Genomic DNA, 19047 nt, shown 5'->3' with positions numbered 1-19047 from the left:
GATGACCCTTTCCCTGAGCAAAAAGCAGTCCATTTCCCTGGAAAAAACCGCCGGCACGGCGCTGTCCAGCGTCAGCCTCGGCCTGGGTTGGGACCCGGTGAAGGCCGGTTTTCTCGGCAAGCTGATGGGCAATGGCGGCGATATCGACCTGGACGCTTCGTGCATCCTGCTCGACGGTAGCCTGCAGCCGGTCGACCTGGTCTGGTTTCGCCAGCTCAAGTCGCAGGACGGCTCGATCCAGCATTCCGGCGACAACCGCACTGGCGAAGGCGCGGGTGACGACGAAACCATCCACGTTGACCTGCAACGTCTGCCGGCCGTCGTTCAGCACCTGGTGTTCACCGTGAACAGCTTCACCGGGCAGAACTTCGAAAAAGTCGAAAATGCCTACTGCCGCATCGTCAACGCCGGTAACAAGAACGAACTGGCCCGCTTCAATCTGTCCGAGCGTGGCGCTCACACCGGCATCGTCATGGCCAGCCTGTCTCGTGACAGCGATGGCTGGAAGTTCACTGCGATCGGTCAGACCACCAATGGCCGCACCGCCGACGATCTGGTCAATCTGGCCGTTCAGGCGCTGCGTTAATGGCGACCCTTGCTCCGGGCGGCAACGCGCCAGTTGCCAGCGGCCCGCTTCGCGTCGACATCAATTATTCGCCGATTCCTGGCGCTGACATCGATGTCTCGGCTTTTGTTCTGGGAACCTCGGCAAAGGTTCGCGGCGATGGCGACATGTGCTTTTACGGGCAACCGAGCGTATTGGGCGGGGCAGTTACCCTGTCCGACGCCTCGGCGGGTCGCGCGGTGTTCACGGTTGATCTGAGCCGACTTGAAGCGGCCGTGGAAAAGGTCGCACTGACCGCGACGATCTACGAAAACAAAGCCAGTTTCGAGCGCGTCTCGCAGCTGTCGGTGGTGGTCTCCGGTGGCATCGAAGCGCAGATCCCGACCGGTGGCATGAAGGAAACCGCGCTGATCCTCGGCGAGTTTTATCGTCGTCAGGGTGAGTGGAAATTCCGTTGCGTCGGCCAGGGTTTCAACGGTGGTCTTGAACCTTTGGCCCAGCATTTCGGTGTGGATGTGGCTGCTCCGGCAGCGGCGCCGACACCTGCTCCGGCCCCAGCCCCAGCCCCTGTGCCGCCAGCGGCTCCTGCAGCAGCGAAATCGTCGATCAGCCTGAGCAAGATCACCCTCGACAAGACGCGCAGCTCCATCAGTCTGGAGAAGACGGCCGCTGGTTTCGGTGAGATCAAGGTCAACCTGAACTGGAACAAACGCAGCTCCGGCGGCTTCTTCCGCAGCAGCACCTCGGTCGATCTGGACGTGGGTTGCCTGTACGAGTTGCAGGATGGCGAAAAGGGTGTGGTGCAAGCCCTTGGCGAATGCTTCGGCAAGTTGAAGCAAGCGCCTTACATCCAGTTGATGGGCGACGACCGTACCGGCTCCGTGGCCGGTGGCGAGTGGATGCACATCAATGGCGGCAAGTGGGCTGAAGTGCGCCGCATCCTGATTTTCGCCTTCATCTACGAAGGTGCGCCGAACTGGCGCGAGACCGATGGTGTCGTGACCATCCACATCCCGAATCAGCCGGACATCGAGGTTCGCCTCAACGAAGAGGGCGGTCGCCATGGCATGTGCGCCATTGCGATGCTCGAAAACGTCAACGGAGCCGTCAAGGTTTCCCGGCGAGTGGATTTCCACCGCGGGCATTCGGCAATGGACGAAGCCTATGGCTGGGGCATGAACTGGCGCGCCGGCTCTAAATAGTTACCTTGGCGGGGCTTGGTGCCCCGCCCTTTGAGAGGACCTCAAAATGCTTGCATGGCTTAAAGAAAACGCTGCATTGGCTCGCGACAAACTGACCACTGAGGTCAGCAAGTTCAAGAACCAGAAATTCATGGAAGCCACGACAGCTGCCTGCGCATTGGTCGCTGCTGCAGACGGTGAGATCTCCTCCGCCGAGAAAACCAAAATGGCCGGGTTTATCAATAACTCGTCGGAATTGAAGGTTTTCAACATGGCCGACGTCATCAAGTCGTTCAACGGTCACTGCGAAAAGTTCGAGTTCGACTATCAGATCGGTCAGGCGGAAGCGCTGAAGGCCATCGGCAAGATCAAGAACGATGCCGGTGCTGGTCGCCTGCTGGTTCGTGTCGCCTGCGCCATCGGTGCGTCGGACGGCAATTTCGACGACAAAGAAAAAGCGGCGTGCCGTCAGATTTGCCTTGAGCTGGGTTTGAACCCGGCTGATTTCGAACTTTAAGGAGCGGTACCTTGGACAGTCAGATTGGATTTCCCCCCCTGACCATGGCGGTGTTCGTCGGCATCGCGCTGGGCGCGCTGTTGCTCGACATGGTCACGCACCGTGGCGACAAACCCATTTCGTTGGCTAAAGCTTCGATCTGGTCGATTTTCTGGATTGCGATCTCGCTGGCGTTTGCAGGCTTTCTGTATGTCCAGCACGGGCCGGATGTTGCCAGCCTGTTCGTCACCGGTTATGCGCTGGAAAAAGTCCTCAGCGTCGACAACCTCTTTGTGTTCATGGCCATTTTCGCCTGGTTCAAAGTGCCTGATGGCATGCGTCACCGCGTGCTGTACTGGGGCATCATCGGCGCGATCGTGTTCCGTGGGATCTTCGTTGCCATCGGTACCGGTCTGCTGGCGTTTGGCCCGTGGGTCGAGATCGTGTTCGCCGTGATCGTCGCCTGGACAGCCGTCATGATGCTGCGCAGCGGCGGTGATGACGAAGAAGAGGAAGACTATTCCAAACACATGGCTTACCGCTTTGCGCAGAAGCTCTTCCCGGTGTGGCCAAAGTTGCACGGCCATAACTTCTTCGTGTCGCGCAAGCAACTCGAAGTTGAACTGAAGAAACCCGAGAACCAGGGCATGACCCTGGCGGCGAAAGGCACCATTTTCGCCACGCCACTGTTCCTTTGCCTGGTGGTCGCAGAAGTCTCCGACATCCTGTTTGCCTTCGACTCCGTACCGGCAGTTATCGCTGTGAGCCGTGAGCCGCTGATCGTTTACTCGGCGATGCTCTTCGCCATTCTCGGCCTGCGGACCATGTACTTCGTTCTGGAAGCCCTGAAACGCTATCTGGTGCACCTGGAAAAATCGGTTATCGCGCTGCTGTTCTTCATTGCCGTCAAGCTGGGCTTGAACGCAACGGATCACATGTTTCACCACGGCTACACCATCGATGCGAACACCAGTTTGCTGATTGTAATGGTTGTATTGGCGATCGGTGTCGTCGCCAGTCTGGTCTTCCCCGGAAAGGCAGAAGAAGCACCGATCGAAAACCAATGAGTAATCGTCTTCACCACAAGGAGTAATACCCCATGGCACTGTCTCTTAGCAAAGGTGGAAACCTGTCGCTGACCAAAACCGACCCGAGCCTGAGCAAGATTCTGGTTGGCCTGGGCTGGGACCCGCGCGCCACTGACGGCGCAGAGTTTGACCTGGACGCGAGCGCTCTTCTGCTGGGTGCGAACGGCAAGGTCCGCAGCGAAGCCGACTTCATTTTCTACAACCAACTGAAAAGCCTGGACGGTTCGGTTGAACACACCGGTGACAACCGTACCGGTGCTGGCGACGGCGACGACGAAGTGATCAAGGTCGACCTGAGCCGTGTTCCGGCTGACGTGGAAAAAGTGGTTTTTGTCGTCACCATCCACGACGCCGAATCGCGCAAACAGAGCTTTGGTCAGGTGGGTGGCTCGTTCATCCGCGTAGTCAATGACGTGACCAGTGCCGAAGTGGTCCGCTACGACCTGGCTGAAGACGCCTCGACCGAAACGGCGATGGTCTTCGCTGAACTGTATCGCCACAACGGCGAGTGGAAATTCCGCGCCGTGGGTCAGGGTTATGCCGGTGGCCTGCGCGCCCTGGCCAACTCCTACGGTATGAACTTTTAACCAACCCCCAACAAAAGGAATGTGAACATGGCTGTAAGTCTGTCCAAAGGTGGCAACGTTTCGCTGTCCAAAGAAGCTCCGGGCCTGTCCGAAGTGATCGTGGGCCTGGGTTGGGATCCGCGTGTCACTGACGGCACCGAGTTCGACCTGGATGCTTCGATTTTCATCGTCGGTGAAAACGGCAAAGTGCTCGACGACAACGGTTTCATTTTCTACAACAACAAAAAATCCGCCGACGGTTCGGTCGAGCACATGGGCGACAACCGCTCCGGCGCTGGCGAAGGCGATGACGAACAAGCCACCGTCAAGCTCAACGGCCTGGCGGCTGCTGTGAAGAAGCTGGTGTTCTCGGTGACCATCCACGACGCTGAAGCACGCAAGCAGAGCTTCGGTCAGGTATCGAACGCCTACATCCGTGTGGTCAACAAGGCTGACGGTAAAGAGCTGGCTCGCTACGACCTGAGCGAAGACGCTTCCACCGAAACCGCGATGATTTTCGGTGAGCTGTACCGCAACGGTGAAGAGTTCAAGTTCAAGGCGATCGGCCAGGGTTTCGCTGGCGGCCTGAAGCCTCTGGCTGAAGCCCACGGTGTGAGCATCGGCTAACCCGCAAGGGTTGAGAAAGCCCCCTCATGAGGGGGCTTTTTCTTGTCCGTCGTTCAGGATTCAGCGATTGCCGTCGAGTTGCAGGCGAATCAGCGAATGATGCCTTTGGCCTTGGCGTCCTTGAGCCAGATCGGGAACTCAGCCATCAACATGTCGTAGAGCTGCTCTTCAGAGATGTCGTGCAGATCGTCCAGGGCAAAGAAACCGCAGTTGTCGACCACGCGCCCCGGTAGCGTGTCGAGTTTTTCCAGAATGCCGTAGCCGTGGCCACCGAGCCCGACGAATTGCCAGAAGATCGGCAGGTTGGCGGCCTCGACCATCAGGCGGGTGATTTTGGTGCTTTGGGATACGCCGCCGTCACTGATGAACAGGACATACATCGGCGTGCCGTCATTGGTTTGCTGAAACTGCTCCAGAACTTTCTGAATGACTTTGGGCTCGTCATTGATGCGGCTGCCCAGCTCCCATTTTTTCCAGCCGCTATTGTCGGTATCGATGAAGGCTTTGTGATTGCTCAAGGTCACTGGCGAGAGGCGCAATGGCTTGGCGGCGAACGCCCAGCAATCGAGTTCGCCGTCCTCATCGAACGACACCGCCAGTGGCAGTAACCGGTCAACGACTTCCTGGACCCGGCCTTTGGCGTACTGATGGTTCATCGAGCCGGAAGCGTCGAGCACCAGCACTACCCGGGCCTTGGTTTGGGTGAGGTTGGCTTTCTCCAGGCTGATCTGCGCTTTTTTGGCCAAGCTGATCAGGTGCGGCGCGGCCGCTGCAATTTTTTTCTCGAGAGAGACTTTCGCAGGAGTTGGTGCAGGGCTTTCGACCACTTCGCCACCGAAGTGATTCACCAGCGCATCCAGGCCTTGCGCGTACCCTTGCAGGTTCGAGAGCAGGCGCCATTCGCCGTTCTTTCGATACAACTCGGCCACCATGATGGCTTTTTCGGCGCTGAACGTTGCGCCGGAAAACGCGCACTGGGCGACGGCTTGCCCTGCAGGGTTGGACACGGTGAATTGGCTGGCGCCGATTGTGCTCATCGCCCCGGCGCCGTCGATAGAGGCGGTGAATACCAAACGGTCAATCGTCGCGGGCAACTGCGCCAGGTTGATTTGAAAACGGCCCTGATTTTCTATTTTCACGCTGGCGCATGGTGTGCTCGGCTGGTTGAAAAAGACCATATAGCGATCGTCGGAAAGCTTGCCCTGCGCGTCGACGCCGAAGCAGACGAAATCGATGACATCGCTGGACTGAATCTGTACGGCGAGTGTGAGCGATTGCCCCTGAAGAATGTTTGACAGTGGTAGCCGTTGTCCCTGGGTGATCTGCATCTTGCTTCCTTGAGTGTGGGTACTGCCTCGGCGCACGTTTGGGTGCGCTGGATGTTCTGCTGGCCAATAAAAAGCGGGCGATTCAATCGCCCGCGCATTATCACTCTAAAACCCGGGCTGGCCGGTTGAAAGATTCGGCCTCAGCGTTGCACCGCCACCAGCATCATCATTGGCCTTTCGCGCTCTTCCGCCAGCGCTGGTTGTGCCGCTACTTCGGCATCGCTCGGGCCCCATTCGTCGAGGTGGCGAAGGGTGAAGCCGGCAGCGATCAGCGAATTGAGCAATGTCCCGACCGTGCGATGCTGCTTGATCACACCGTCGGCCAGCCAGTTCGTCACCCGCTCACCTTCCATCTGGTAACTGTCCAGCGGCCAGCGCTTGTGCCCCTCGCTGTCGATCAGCCAGCCGGGTTTGCGCGGTGCCATGAAGATCGGGTGCTCAATGGAAAACACAAAGCGCGAACCCGGTTTCAGCGCGGCATAGAGGTGGGCAAACAGCCCCGGCAGATCCTTGATGTAATGCAGCGCCAGCGAGCTGTAGGCCAGATCGAAGCTGCACACGGGCAAGTCGAGCTGTTCAAGATCAGCGCGTTCGTAGCGAATGTTCGCCGCCGAGGTGGTTTCCCGCGCACGCTCCAGCATCTTCTCCGAGACATCCAGCCCCAGCACGTGCGCCGCGCCGTGCTCACTGGTCCAGCGGCTGAACCAGCCATAACCGCAACCCAGATCCACCACATTCAAACCGTGCAGAGAGGGCAACAACGCTTTCAGTGCCGGCCACTCCGGCGCTGCATCGAGGCCGCCAATGGAACGGTTCATCTGGCTATAGCCGTGGAAAAAACCGGGATCGTCGTAGATGTTTTGAGTCATGGGTGAAGTGCTCTTTTGAGTTCAGTCGTCAGCGGCGCAGTGACCGCGATTGAAAGTCCCTCGAAAGTGAAAACGCGTATTCGTCGATGGCCGCGCAGGGGGAGGGTGGTGGTCGATGGGGAAATGCTAGCGGGTATGGGGGGAACGTGGGAACCGGTGGAGTGTTGGGGAACTGTAATGTTGGAAGATTCGCCGGTTCTTTGAAAGCCTATGGCGAGGGAGCTAGCACCCTCGCCATAAATCTGATGCTCAGGAAACGTCAACTTTGTTGTAAAACCTTCAACGCCGCCGAAGCCAGAAACCCCGAACGACTTTTCTCCTCCGGGTGATGCAACACATATTCATCAATGCGATTGAGCAAATGCCCCGGCAGTGTGATGTTGAGTTTCTGCGCCTTGCCCAAATACTTCACGACATCAATATCCACCACTGCCCATGCACAACCCGCGTACTTCGGATTGGTCACGTGCACGCCGAGTTTGCTGGCAGGCGGTATCGGTGCACCGTCTTCGGCCAGAATCTCGAAATGCCCCTCGATGGCTTCGCGGGCCATGGCAACGGCATCATCCAGATCATCGCCCGCCGAAAAGCAGCCGGGAATATCCGGTACTTCCACGCCCCAGGCGTGTTCCTCATCACCTATTGAAATCGCAATCGGGTAGAGCATGTTCGTTCCTCCAGGGTGCCGTCGACTGAGAGCGTCAAAGCAGCGCCTGCTGCAAAATACTGATGGCCGTTTTCTTCAGCAGATCTTTCTTCGGATGCGGCACCGTTACCAGTCCAGGTTTGGTCGGATGCTTGAAGTGATGATGGCTGCCTCTGACTCGCACTAAATACCAACCGTCTGCAACGAGTTGGCCGATTAAAAAACGGCTATTCACAACACCTCCTTGTGGTGTGATTGGTGGGTACTATACCTACTGATTTTCTGCGATCAACACTATAACTACCGAGCGGTAGGGGGCCGAAGTCAGTTCAGTGGCTTGAAACAGTCTAGATAGGGAGGCGACGAGGGAATGGAGAGTGTGTTGCGGCGTTTTGCGTAGCTTCGAAAATCAGTCATGGATCTTTTTCCAGGCACAAAAAAACCGGCCATCAAGGCCGGTTTTTTTCTGTTCCTGCATCCCCCGTCAAAAGCACGACGTGAGACAAAAATTCGATTGGAGCGGGTGAAGGGAATCGAACCCTCGTTATCAGCTTGGGAAGCTGGAGTAATGCCATTATACGACACCCGCTCAGAGCGGCTGACTTTGTACCAGACTCGGCCACGGATTTGAAGTTTTCTTTTGTGCGTATGGCGTTACAGCAGAGTAATCGGTCAGTCGCGGGCAAGCGCTGTGGCTTTCGTTCACGAAAATTTTGCTCCACAGCCTTGCTCGCGATGACACGCTTTCAAATGGCCAATGCATGTTGATCCTGAACAAACGAGTAACGCGTTCGGCTCGCCTGCTGCGCCGGTTTCAAGAAGCCGAGCAGGGCGTTCTGGCTATCGCGGCAGGCAGCTTTGTGTTCCATGTCGAGGAAGTGCCCGGTGGCCTGCACGGTGGTGAACGTGCTTTGCTTCACATGATTGCCGAACAGACGCGCATCTTCGGCGGCGGTGTATTCGTCCCATTCACCGTTGAGAAACAGCACCGGCACGTTGATTTTCTTCGCTGCGTTCAAATAGCACTGACGGTCACTGTGCAGCACGTCACTGATGTGGAAGTGCATCTGCCCGTATTCGTGCTCGGCCAGGCTGCTGACGTGGCGATAGTTGAAGCGTTTGAACAGTGACGGCAGGTGTTTGCCGATGGTGTTGTTAACCAGATGGCCGACCCGGTCGCCGTCGCGCTGGCCAAGGTAGTCGACGCCGCGTTCCAGGTAATCGAGCATGTGCGCGTTGATCACCGGCGAAAACGAACTGATCACGGCTTTCTCGATGCGCCGTGGCTGGTGCGCGAGGGCAACGAGGGTCGCGGCGCCGCCCCAGGAGAACGACAGCACGTGCTCGGCGGCGAAGTGGTCGATCAGTTCCAGCAGGATCTGCCCTTCGATTTCTTTCGTCAGATGTTTCTCGTGGCGGTTGTGCGCTTTTGACCGGCCCGCGTAGGGCTGGTCGTAGCAGACCACGTTGAATTGCGGGTGCAGGTTTTTCACGGTTTGTGCAAACGACGCAGTCGTGGCCATCGATCCGTTGACCAGGATGATGGTCTTTTCTGCGGCGTCTGCGCGATAGAACTCCGTGTAAACCCGATACTGACCCTGTATATCCAGCACAGCGATTTCTGGCCTCATGTCATAAGACTCCTGGCAAGCAAGCGGGTATGCGCGCAAAAAGAGATTGCACGAGCTTTGTGACAGGTAGGCATACGCCTGGAATTTGCTTGGCCCATGTCGATCCATGACTGCGGTCGACGGGTATTGTTATTGGCGGGCAGTCTGCCGGCTGAGGCGCAACCCAGAGGGCTGACGACCGGCAAAAAGTTTCTTGGAAGTATGTTGTGACTCATCGGTCACAATTTGGCCGGCGTCCTGATTCAAGCAGGGGAGTCGGGATCGCGCAAGTGCCGTTGGTAAATTGTTCGACAAGTTCTGCTGAGCGGTCGCGGGCTTAGAACAAATGAATCTCTTCGGTGCGCAAAGCGCGGTACTCGCCCGGTTTTAGCGCGTCATCCAGCCGCAATTGGCCCATGGATTCGCGGTGCAGGCGCAGCACTTTGTTGTTGAAGTGGCCAAACATGCGCTTCACCTGATGGTAGCGACCCTCGACGATACTCAGGCGCGCCGACCTCGGGCCGAGCAGTTCCAACTGTGCAGGTTGCGTGGTCAGGTCTTCGAAGGCGAAGTAGATGCCCTCGGCAAACGTGATCGCATATTCCGCGCCAATGTCCTGTTCGGTTTCGACGTAATAGACTTTTGGCAGTTTGGTTTGCGGTTGGGTCAGACGTCGCGACCAGGTGCCGTCGTTGGTGATCAGCATCAAGCCGGTGGTGTTGAAATCCAGGCGCCCGGCGATGTGCAGATCGTCCTTGTCCGGTTCATCGATCAGGTCGAGTACGGTCGGATGTTGCGGATCGCGGGTGGCGCTGACGCAGCCCGGCGGTTTGTGCAGCATGAAGTAACGCGCCGGTTTGCCCAGTTGCAGCACCTCGTCATCGACTTCGACACGGCTGAATTCCAGCACTTCGCTGTGCGGATCGCTGACGACTTTTCCGTCAACACGCACGCGCTTTTCCACCAGCAACAGGCGAACCTGCTGACGGTTGTAGCGGGGCAGGTTGCTGAGGAAACGGTCGACGCGCATGTTCAGAGTTCAGTGGGTGAAGGGCCGCGCATCTTACGGGATCGGCCGTTTGCCCGCTTGCAGTTGCGCCTCGACCTGCGCGCAACGCGGGCACAGGCAGGATTTGTTGCGCAACTCCGGCGGCAAGGCTTCGAGCACGGCCGGGTCAATGCTCACGCCGTAGCACCAGCATTCGCGGTCGGCAGTGCGCGGGTAGGCCAGGCTGCAGTCGTTACGGGCGCCGCAAGCCGGGCAATGGTCGGGTTTTTCGCTGAGGTCAGGCATAAGTCGAGTGAGGCAGTTCCACGCAGGTGCGATTGCGGCCGGTTTGTTTGGCCCGGTACATCGCATGATCGGCCCGGGACAGCAGGCTGTGCAAGGTGTCATCGCGTTGCAGGGTGGTGGCGCCGATGCTCACGGTCAGATTCAGGCTGTGGCCGTTGTAGGCATATTCGTGCTGTTCGACGTGCTGGCGGATCTTCTCGGCAATTTTCTGACCGGTGTCGCCGTCGGTGTCCTTCAGCAAAACAATAAATTCCTCACCGCCCCAGCGGCAGACGATATCGGCATGGCGCAGGCAACTTTGCAGGTCGCGGGCAAACCCGATCAGCACTTGATCACCGGCCATGTGCCCGTAGGTGTCGTTCAATGCCTTGAAGTGATCGAGATCCAGCAGCAGCGCCGTCAGCGGTTTGGTCTCACGCTGCGCTTCGTGCAAGGCTTGTGCGGCGAGCAGATCAAAGCCACGACGGTTGGGCAACTCGGTGAGGCTGTCGAGGGTGGCCTGGGCCTGGATCTTCGATTGAAACCGTTTGATCACGCGGTTGAGCAGCGCCAACACAATCAACGTCACCAACAGGCAGATCAACAGATTGAGATAAAGCGACTGGCGGATTTCACTCAGTGCGCCATCCTCGCGTTTATCGACGAACAGGTACCAGTTCAACTCCGGAATAAACCGCACGTTGAGAAAATGCCCCTGGCCATGGGCGGAGTATTCGTAGCTGCCGCTGTGTGGTTTCGGCAACTGACTGACCAGGCTCTTCATGCTCTCGAGTTCACCGAGACTCTGGCCGATATGCGCGCCTTCAGGCCCGCCCTCGACACCGGTCAGCACCAGTCGGCCGAAGGTGTCGACGAAGTACACGCTGCGTTGATAACGCTGTTGATACTTGTCGATCAACTTGATCACCGCATCTACGGTCAGACCCACGCCGGCCGCACCGATAAAGCGGTTGTGGTAGTCGTAGACCTTGTAGTTGATGAAGAAGGTCAGGTTGTCCTTGTTGGCCAGGTCCGGGTCAACGTTGATCTCGTACGGGTCTTTCATGTCGCGCACGCGGAAGTACCAGGCATCGCGTGGCTCATCGACTCTGACCTGCTTGAGCACGCCTTTGGCGTGGTAGTAGGTGAGGGTGCTGTTGGAAACGAAGAACGCGGTATAGGCACCGTAATGGGTCATGACCTCGTCGAGGTAGCGGGTCATCTGCTCGGGATTCTGCTCGCCGTTTACCACCCAGTCGCGCATGAAGGTGTCGCGGGACATCATCGAGGAAATCAGGATCGGTCTGATCAGATCTTTCTGGATTTCCGAATAGACCGTGTCGGAAGTCAGTGGCAGTTCGGTGTTGACGATGTTGTCGCGAATCGACGCGCGCGAAGCGTAGTAACTGAGCAGCGACGTGGCGAGAAAACCGGCACCGAGCAGGGCGACCAGCGTCAGTACCAGTGAGCGTTGGGAATACAGCGGAGAACGAAGCGGCATGGCAGATCCGTTGGCAGTGGCCCGATGGCTAGCATTCTAGTGGCACTGCGCGGAAATAACTGCTCCATGTGCGGCGCGAATGGTCGCTCCGGTATTTCCCTTGTAGGCGTGAGCCTGCTCGCGATGGCGGGGTGTCATTCACCGACGATGTGGTTGCTACACCGCCATCGCGAGCAGGCTTACTCCTACAGGGCGCGCGGTCAGGTCAGGGATTTGAGATATGCCCGCCATCCGCCCAAATGGCTGATGTCTTGTGCACCTTCCAATCCATATGGCTCGCAGATAAATCCGCTCTCCCAACGCCCATCCGCAAGCTGAACCTTGCCCAATCCCAGCGGTGCCGGAATCCCGGTCAGGAACGAGCCCAATTCGCTGCTCGGCAACTCCCACACTTCCACGGCAATCGCCACGCCGTCGTCTTTGACCCTGACCATCCCCGGACGCAGCGTCGGGCCGCCGGCCAGAGCGTGCAGTCGATAGTCCGGTGAACTGTAAGTCGCTTCGATCAATCGAGCACCGCGCTGCGTCAGTTGCCCGTTCAACGCCAACCCTTGCAGATGCGCGCCGCACACGACGATGCGCGCACGGTCATGGCGTGCGACGTTTGTCGGGATTGGTAGCGCCGAGTCCTGCTGGCGCTGCAAGGCATCCGCCACGCCGAGCAGATATTGATCGGTGAACGCCCGGCCAAACAAGGTTACGCCCCACGGCAAACCGTTGGCCATGAACGCGCTGGGCACGGCCACAGCGGCGTAATCGAGCAGGTTCATGAAGTTGGTGTAGTAACCCAGTTCGGAGTTGCGCAGCACCGGTTCGGCGTTCAATTCCGCCAGCGTCACCGGACGGCCAATGGTGGGCGTCAACACGCAGTCGAGGCCTTCTAGTGCCTGATCGCACAGGGCCTTCAGCGCTTGCAAACGGTATTGCGCACGGAAGGTTTGTACGCCGTTCACCGCTGGCGCTTTGCTCAGCACCGCACGGATCACTGGCAAAACCGCCTCGGGATTTTGCTCCATCAGCTCACCGGCGACGCTGTAACGTTCGGCGACCCACGGCCCTTCGTAGAGCAACCGCGCCGCTTCGAGAAAAGGTGATAGATCGAGTTCGACCGCTTCGCCGCCCAAGGCCTTGAGGCGGTCGATGGCGTCGCCGAACAACAGCGGCCCTTCGACGCAGCCGAAAAACTGCAGATCCTGCGCACGCGGCACACCGAAGCGAAACGGCCGTGGCGTGCCGAATGCCGAGCCATCGTTCCATGCCGGATTGCGGCGGCTGTATTCATCACGGGGATCGAGTCTGGCGGTAAGCGCCAGCAACTGACTGGCCTCACGCGCCGTCGCCGTGAAGGTCGTGACGCAATCGAGGGTGCGGCATGCCGGGACTACGCCTGCGGTGGAGATCAGCCCTTTACTGGCTTTCAACCCGACCAGATTGTTCAGCGCCGCCGGCACTCGACCGGAACCGGCGGTGTCGGTGCCCAAGGCAAAACTCGCCACGCCCAATGCCACCGCCAGCGACGAACCGGCACTGGAGCCGCCGGACGGATATTCCGCCAATACGCTGTTGGGGCAAGCGCCATACGGCGAGCGGCTGCCATTGAGGCCGGTGGCGAACTGGTCGAGGTTGGTCTTGCCCAGCGGAATCGCCCCCAGTGCAATCAGTTGCTCGACGATGGTCGCCGACCGTTCCGGCACATAGGCGAACGCCGGGCACGCGGCGGTGGTAGCGATGCCGGCCAGATCAATGTTGTCCTTGATCGCGAACGGCACGCCGTACAACGGCAGGCTTTCGATTTCGCGGCCATCGAGCGCGGCGAGATACGGCTCCAGTTCGGCGACGCTGAGCAGGTGGATGAACAGGTGATAGTCAGGGTTCAGCGCGGCGGCTTTCTCCCGCAGCAACGGCAGCAGTTTGCGCGGTGTGGTCGTGCCGTCGCGGTAGGCCTGGCGCAGAACATCGAGTTGCAGATTCATCAGTTGATCCTTTTCCAGAGAGGGTTCAGTCGAGTTCCAGCACCACGACCCGTTGCCCGGCGCGCACCGCCGAACCCGGTTGCACGCGAATCTCGCGTACCACGCCAGCCATCGGCGCAAGCACGGGGATTTCCATCTTCATCGACTCGAGAATCACCAGCACATCGCCGGCGGCAACACGGCTGCCAGCCTCGACTTGCACCTGCCAGAGGTTGCCGGCGATGTGGCTGTCGATGCTCTTCTGACCGACGGCCAGTGGCGCTTCTTCGGTGGATTCGACCACGGCTTCTTCGCTGTCGAAATGCGCCTGACCGCTGGCGATCCAGCGTTCGCGTTCGGCGTTGAACGCGTGCTGTTGTTGGCGACGAAAGGCGCCAATACTCTCGGCTTCACGATCAAGAAAGCCCTGGTAATCAGCGAGGTTGAGCTGGCTGTGTTCGATGTTCAGATCGAAGCGTCCGAGGGGGAAATCGCGGCGGATGCGCAGCAGTTCCTCGGCGCTGACCGGATAGAAACGGATCTGGTCGAAGAAGCGCAGCAGCCACGGTTTGCCGTCGAATGCGCCGACCTCGCGATAGCGATTCCACATCTGCAACGTGCGCCCGACAAACTGATAACCACCGGGGCCCTCCATGCCGTAGACGCACATGTAAGCGCCGCCGATGCCCACCGAGTTTTCCGCTGTCCAGGTGCGCGCCGGGTTGTATTTGGTGGTGACCAGGCGATGGCGCGGATCCAGCGGTGTGGCCACCGGCGCACCGAGGTAGACGTCGCCCAGACCCATGACCAGGTAGCTTGCATCGAACACCGTGCGCTGCACTTCGTCGAGGTTGGGCAAGTCGTTGATGCGCCGGATGAACTCCAGATTGTTCGGGCACCACGGCGCGTCCTTGCGCACGGTGGTCATGTATTTTTCGATGGCCAACTGGCACGCCGGATCGTCCCAGGACAACGGCAGATGAACGATGCGCGAGGGTACTTGCAGGTCTTTGGCGGCGCACACGGCGTCCCATTCGCCGGCGACGATGCCGAGCAGATCGGCCAGCGGCAGTTGCTCGGGCTGGTAGTGGATTTGCAGCGAACGAATGCCCGGGGTGAGGTCGATCACGCCACGCAGGGCTTTGCTTTCCAGTGCCTGCATGAGGGCGTGAGCGCGAAAGCGCAGAACCAGATCAAGCTCAGGCGCGCCGATTTCCAGCAGCAAATGCGTATCTCCGGACAGTCGCCCCACAAGCCGCCGATCATCCTGACCCAACTCCAACACCACAGGCGACACCAAACCCTGTGGGAGCTGGCTTGCCAGCGATGAAGTTGATGCGGTGTCTGGTCGGGCCCCATCGCTGGCAAGCCAGCTCCCACAGGTATCCCATTTCAAGGCGAGATCTCGGGCGGTCTTGAGGTCGACCGGGACGAACTGGATCTTGTCGCCAGCCTTGAGCTGCCCCAGTTGCCACAGGTCCGCTTCGATCACCGTCACCGGGCAGACAAACCCGCCAAGACTCGGGCCGTCCGGGCCGAGGATCACCGGCATGTCCCCGGTGAAATCCACCGCGCCGATGGCGTAGGGATTGTCGTGAATGTTCGATGGATGCAACCCGGCCTCGCCACCGTCGGCGCGTACCCATTGCGGCTTCGGGCCGATCAGTCGCACACCGGTGCGGCTGGAGTTGAAATGCACTTCCCACTGGGTGGCGAAGAAGGTGCCGATGTAGTCTTCGGTGAAGTATTCCGGCGCGCCATGCGGGCCGTAAATCACACGAATCTGCCGGACTGCCGGTAACGCAGTGATGTGATGTTCTGTAAGTTGTTGGCCGCAGTCCCGGTCGGTCAGGGCAGGGATGTGCAACACGTCGCCGGCACGCAATGCCCGACCGCCATGCCCGCCGAACTGGCCGAGGGTGAAGGTGCTTTTGCTGCCCAGATAATCCGGCACCAGCAAGCCACCGCGCAGGCACAGATAACTGCGCGCTCCGGCGCCGCTGATGCTGCCAAGTTGCAATGTCGCTCCGGCCTGAATCAGCAATGCGGTGTTCATCGGCACCGCTTCACCGTTAAGGCTCAGGGCAATCGACGCGCCTGTCACCGCCACCACGGCGTCGCAATTGAAGCGCAATAACGGCCCGTTCATGGTGATTTCCAGCGCCGCCGCACCCTCGGCATTGCCGAGCAGGCGATTGCCCAGGCGCAGCGCGCGGCTGTCCATCGGCCCCGAGGGCGGCACACCAACGGCCCAGTAACCGAGGCGGCCGGGGTAGTCCTGCACGGTAGTTTGCGTGCCGGCGCTGAGCACGTTGAAGGTGTTGGCGCGATAGACCAGATTCTCCAGGCAACGGGTCCACGGCTCACCGCTGGCGAACGGCGTGTCGAGGAGAATCTGCCGCAGATAGTCGCGGTTGGTTTCGACGCCATACAACAGACTCTCGCCGAGTGCCTGATGCAGTTCGGCGCGTGCCTGTTCGCGGTTCGGTGCCCAACTGATGACCTTGGCGATCATCGGATCGAAGTACGGTGGAATCTCGCAGCCGGCCTCGACCCATGTGTCGATGCGCAACTGAATGCCGTTGGCTGGCGGAAACTGCACCGCCGTCAGCAGGCCCGGGCTCGGTTGAAAATCACGGCCCGGATCTTCCGCATACAACCGCGCCTGAATGGCGTGGCCTTCGGGTTTCAACGCTCGATACAGCTGCGTCAGTGGCGGCAGATCTCCCGCCGCCAGTTCGATCATCCAGCGCACCAGATCGACGCCCCAGACCTGTTCGGTGACGCCGTGCTCAACCTGCAAACGGGTGTTCACTTCAAGAAAATAGAAACGCTGCGCATTACTGTCGAAGACGAATTCGACGGTGCCGGCGCTGCGGTAATTCACCGCTTTCGCCAGTTTGATCGCCGCCGCGCACAGTTCATCCGCCATGCCCTCCGGCAGGTTCGGCGCCGGGGTTTCTTCAAGGACTTTCTGGTTGCGCCGCTGTACCGAGCAGTCGCGCACGCCGAGGGCAATCACCTCGCCGTGTCCGTCGCCGAACACCTGCACTTCCAGGTGCCGGGCGCGCTGAATGTATTTCTCGATGAACACCCCGGCGTCGCTGAAATTGTTCTGGCCAAGGCGTTTGACCGCTTCGAACGATTCGCTCAGTTCGCTGGCGCTGCGGCACACACGCATGCCGATGCCGCCACCGCCGGCAGTGCTTTTCAGCATTACCGGGTAGCCGACTTGTTCGCCGGCAATCAGCGCGGCGTCGAGGCTGTCGAGCAACTCGGAGCCTTCGAGCATCGGTACGCCATGTTGTCTGGCCAAGGCGCGGGCAGTGTGCTTGAGGCCGAATACCCGCAGTTGCTCGGGTGTCGGGCCGATGAACGCAATGTTCTGCGCTTCACAGGCCTCGGCGAACGCAGCGTTCTCGGACAGAAATCCGTAACCGGGATGAATCGCTGAAGCGCCGCTGGCTTTGGCGACGGCGAGGATTTTATCCACCGCCAGGTACGTGCCGGCGGCGGCACCTTCACCGAGGCTGTGGGTTTCATCAGCTTGCAGAATGTGCAGGCTGGCGACGTCGGCTTCGGAATACACGGCCACGCCTCGCACCTGCAAGTCACGCAGCGTGCGCAGGATGCGGCAAGCGATGGCGCCACGGTTGGCGATCAGGACTTTTTCGAACATGGCAAAACCCCTGAAGGGGATGCGGGCCGTCCCGCAGTTTTTCGATGAGCGCCAGGGTCGTCCCCGACGGCGGAATCACAATTTCGAAAGTCACCGTTGACCTTGTGGGAGCGGGCTTGCCCGCGATGGCGGTGTGTCAGTCATCATCAATGTTGGCTGTGCCGACGCCATCGCTGGCAAGCCAGCTCCCACAGGGTTCAGGGGTGTTTGGGGGATTTCAGGCACTGGCCGGAACGGGCCTGGCACAGGGCGAAAAGCCAACGGCGTAGGCGGCTGATTTTCAGTTCCATACCAGTAGCTCCGCAGGTGTCGGGTTGTAGGCGTTGCACGGATTGTTCAGTTGCGGGCAGTTGGAGATCAGCACGATCACGTCCATCTCGGCACGCAAATCGACGTACTTGCCCGGCGCAGAAATCCCGTCCTCGAAGGTCAGTCCACCGTCAGCCGTGACTGGCACGTTCATGAAAAAATTGATGTTCGGGCCGATGTCGCTTTTGCCCAGTCGGCCATCGTGGACGCAGGCGCGCAGGTAGTTGTCGCGGCAGCTGTGCATGTAGCGTTTTTCCAGGGCGTAGCGCACGGTGTTGCTCTCTTGCGCGCAGGCACCACCGAGGGTGTCGTGACGGCCGCAGGTGTCGGCGACGATGGTCAGCATCGGTTTGCCGAGGTTGGAATAGAGCACGCTGCCGGTGCTCAGGTAGACGCTGTTCTGGCGACGCAGTGTGCGCTGCACGTCGTAGCGTTCCCTGGGATTGGCGACGCTGTAGAACAAGGTGTCGACGGCCTGATTGCCCTCAAGATCAAGGATGCGCAAGGTCTGGCCAGCCTTGACCTCCATCAGCCACGGTTCACCGGCCGGAATGGTGGCGCGGTACACCGCAGCGTCGGGATTCTTTTGAGCAGTGGCGATAGCAAGTGACATGGCTGCGATCCTCAGGCGAACAAACGGTCAGTGTTGGTAAAACCGCGCTCGTTCTCCGGGCGCGAGGTGCGGCAGTTTTCGGCGACGCTGGCGTCGGCGTTCATCCAGCTCAGCTTCAGCGGTTTTGGCGCGTAGTCGGGCGACGGGTCCATCGGGTGTTGCAGGGCGGTGAGCACCACCAGCGTGTCCATCGGTGCATACAGTTCGATGTAGTCGCCGGCCTTCGAATTGCCCTCGACGAAATGGAATCGCCCGGCCTCATCGACGTTTACGCGGCTGAACAGGTTGAGGGTCATCAGCAGGTCGGACAGGCCCAGACCCCACTTGCCAAGTTCCACCAGCAGGTTGTCGGTGCCGTTGCGGAAGAAGCCATTGCGCAGTTCCTGATAGCGGCCCTGACCGTATTTATCCGCGACCTCTTCAGCACAAAGCACACCGCCAAGGCTGTCGCTCCAGCCGCAGGTGTCGGCGGTGATCGCGGCCAACACGCGCCCCATGTCCGAGTACAGGCAATGGCCGGTGGTGAGTTTGGCGGTGTGTTGGCATTTGAGGCTGTCGGGCAGGTTCAGCCGTTCGGTTTTTTCGTTGGCGTTGAGTAAGGTCAGGCTGACATTGGCACCGCCGCGCAGATCGGTCAGGCGCAGCAATTGGCCGCGCTTCAATACGAACGAGCGGTGGCCACCGCCGGGGAGCATTTCTTCGGCGAAGGGTGGAAACAGTTGGGTCGAATCAGTCATCGGAGCA

The 19047-nt window shown here is 59.5% G+C and carries 18 protein-coding genes and 1 tRNA gene; 6 read left to right on the top strand and 13 right to left on the bottom strand.

Features of this window, described 5'->3' with window-relative positions:
• Position 1: 1 nt before the first annotated feature.
• Genes ACIOWE_RS06835 through ACIOWE_RS06810 form a run of 6 tightly spaced genes read left to right on the top strand, consistent with a single transcriptional unit; the run spans position 2 to position 4523 of the window.
• Entirely contained in the window at positions 2-586 is a 585-nt protein-coding gene (locus ACIOWE_RS06835; RefSeq protein ID WP_401388969.1) for a TerD family protein, read from the top strand.
• A complete protein-coding gene (locus ACIOWE_RS06830) occupies positions 586-1767 on the top strand; it encodes a TerD family protein (protein ID WP_401388966.1) in 1182 nt (393 codons plus the stop codon). The genes ACIOWE_RS06835 and ACIOWE_RS06830 overlap by 1 nt, the downstream gene beginning before the upstream one ends.
• A 46-nt stretch (positions 1768-1813) precedes the next feature.
• The gene (locus ACIOWE_RS06825; protein WP_401388963.1) at positions 1814-2263 is read left to right on the top strand and encodes a tellurite resistance TerB family protein; all 450 of its coding nucleotides are present in this window, start codon (positions 1814-1816) and stop codon (positions 2261-2263) included.
• 44 nt (positions 2264-2307) lie between these two features.
• The gene (locus tag ACIOWE_RS06820) at positions 2308-3309 is read left to right on the top strand and encodes a TerC/Alx family metal homeostasis membrane protein (protein WP_401389166.1); all 1002 of its coding nucleotides are present in this window, start codon (positions 2308-2310) and stop codon (positions 3307-3309) included.
• A 32-nt stretch (positions 3310-3341) separates the two neighbouring features.
• A complete protein-coding gene (locus tag ACIOWE_RS06815; RefSeq protein ID WP_401388960.1) occupies positions 3342-3917 on the top strand; it encodes a TerD family protein in 576 nt (191 codons plus the stop codon).
• Between the two features lie 27 nt (positions 3918-3944).
• Positions 3945-4523 carry a TerD family protein gene (locus ACIOWE_RS06810; protein WP_401388957.1) on the top strand — a complete coding sequence of 193 codons (579 nt, stop codon included), beginning with the start codon at positions 3945-3947 and terminating at the stop codon, positions 4521-4523.
• A gap of 89 nt (positions 4524-4612) precedes the next feature.
• On the opposite strand, the gene ACIOWE_RS06805 is transcribed toward ACIOWE_RS06810, so the two are convergent.
• From ACIOWE_RS06805 to ACIOWE_RS06745, 13 genes are all read right to left on the bottom strand, one after another.
• Positions 4613-5851, bottom strand: coding sequence for a VWA domain-containing protein (locus ACIOWE_RS06805; RefSeq protein ID WP_401388954.1), 1239 nt, complete (start codon positions 5849-5851; stop codon positions 4613-4615).
• 140 nt (positions 5852-5991) lie between these two features.
• Complete coding sequence (locus tag ACIOWE_RS06800) at positions 5992-6720, bottom strand: class I SAM-dependent methyltransferase (protein ID WP_401388951.1); 729 nt, start codon at positions 6718-6720, stop codon at positions 5992-5994.
• 259 nt (positions 6721-6979) lie between these two features.
• On the bottom strand, positions 6980-7387 hold the full coding sequence (locus tag ACIOWE_RS06795; RefSeq protein ID WP_401388948.1) for a type II toxin-antitoxin system HicB family antitoxin: 408 nt from the start codon (positions 7385-7387) through the stop codon (positions 6980-6982).
• Between the two features lie 34 nt (positions 7388-7421).
• Complete coding sequence (locus ACIOWE_RS06790) at positions 7422-7601, bottom strand: type II toxin-antitoxin system HicA family toxin (RefSeq protein WP_007957952.1); 180 nt, start codon at positions 7599-7601, stop codon at positions 7422-7424.
• Between the two features lie 280 nt (positions 7602-7881).
• Positions 7882-7955: transfer RNA gene (locus ACIOWE_RS06785), tRNA-Gly, on the bottom strand.
• 157 nt (positions 7956-8112) lie between these two features.
• Positions 8113-8997: an alpha/beta fold hydrolase gene (locus ACIOWE_RS06780; protein WP_401388945.1), complete on the bottom strand. Its 885-nt coding sequence runs from the start codon at positions 8995-8997 to the stop codon at positions 8113-8115.
• A gap of 316 nt (positions 8998-9313) precedes the next feature.
• Entirely contained in the window at positions 9314-10006 is a 693-nt protein-coding gene (locus tag ACIOWE_RS06775) for a pseudouridine synthase (protein WP_401388942.1), read from the bottom strand.
• Positions 10007-10039: 33 nt separating this feature from the next.
• Positions 10040-10270 carry a cysteine-rich CWC family protein gene (locus tag ACIOWE_RS06770; RefSeq protein WP_401388940.1) on the bottom strand — a complete coding sequence of 77 codons (231 nt, stop codon included), beginning with the start codon at positions 10268-10270 and terminating at the stop codon, positions 10040-10042.
• Entirely contained in the window at positions 10263-11750 is a 1488-nt protein-coding gene (locus ACIOWE_RS06765; protein WP_401388937.1) for a diguanylate cyclase, read from the bottom strand. The genes ACIOWE_RS06770 and ACIOWE_RS06765 overlap by 8 nt, the downstream gene beginning before the upstream one ends.
• A gap of 200 nt (positions 11751-11950) precedes the next feature.
• Complete coding sequence (gene atzF / locus ACIOWE_RS06760; RefSeq protein ID WP_401388934.1) at positions 11951-13723, bottom strand: allophanate hydrolase; 1773 nt, start codon at positions 13721-13723, stop codon at positions 11951-11953.
• A 25-nt stretch (positions 13724-13748) separates the two neighbouring features.
• Positions 13749-17381 carry an urea carboxylase gene (uca, locus tag ACIOWE_RS06755; protein ID WP_401388931.1) on the bottom strand — a complete coding sequence of 1211 codons (3633 nt, stop codon included), beginning with the start codon at positions 17379-17381 and terminating at the stop codon, positions 13749-13751.
• A 280-nt stretch (positions 17382-17661) separates the two neighbouring features.
• Positions 17662-18303 carry an urea amidolyase associated protein UAAP2 gene (locus tag ACIOWE_RS06750; protein ID WP_401388928.1) on the bottom strand — a complete coding sequence of 214 codons (642 nt, stop codon included), beginning with the start codon at positions 18301-18303 and terminating at the stop codon, positions 17662-17664.
• Between the two features lie 11 nt (positions 18304-18314).
• Positions 18315-19040, bottom strand: a complete 726-nt coding sequence (locus ACIOWE_RS06745) for an urea amidolyase associated protein UAAP1 (protein WP_401388926.1) — start codon at positions 19038-19040, stop codon at positions 18315-18317.
• Positions 19041-19047: the final 7 nt, after the last annotated feature.

Origin of the sequence: Pseudomonas sp. NPDC087598 (assembly GCF_044743525.1) — a bacterium.
Taxonomy (GTDB): Bacteria; Pseudomonadota; Gammaproteobacteria; order Pseudomonadales; family Pseudomonadaceae; genus Aquipseudomonas.
The sequence above is the reverse complement of the archived record's forward strand: the minus strand, read 5'-3'. Positions and strand labels throughout refer to the sequence as shown.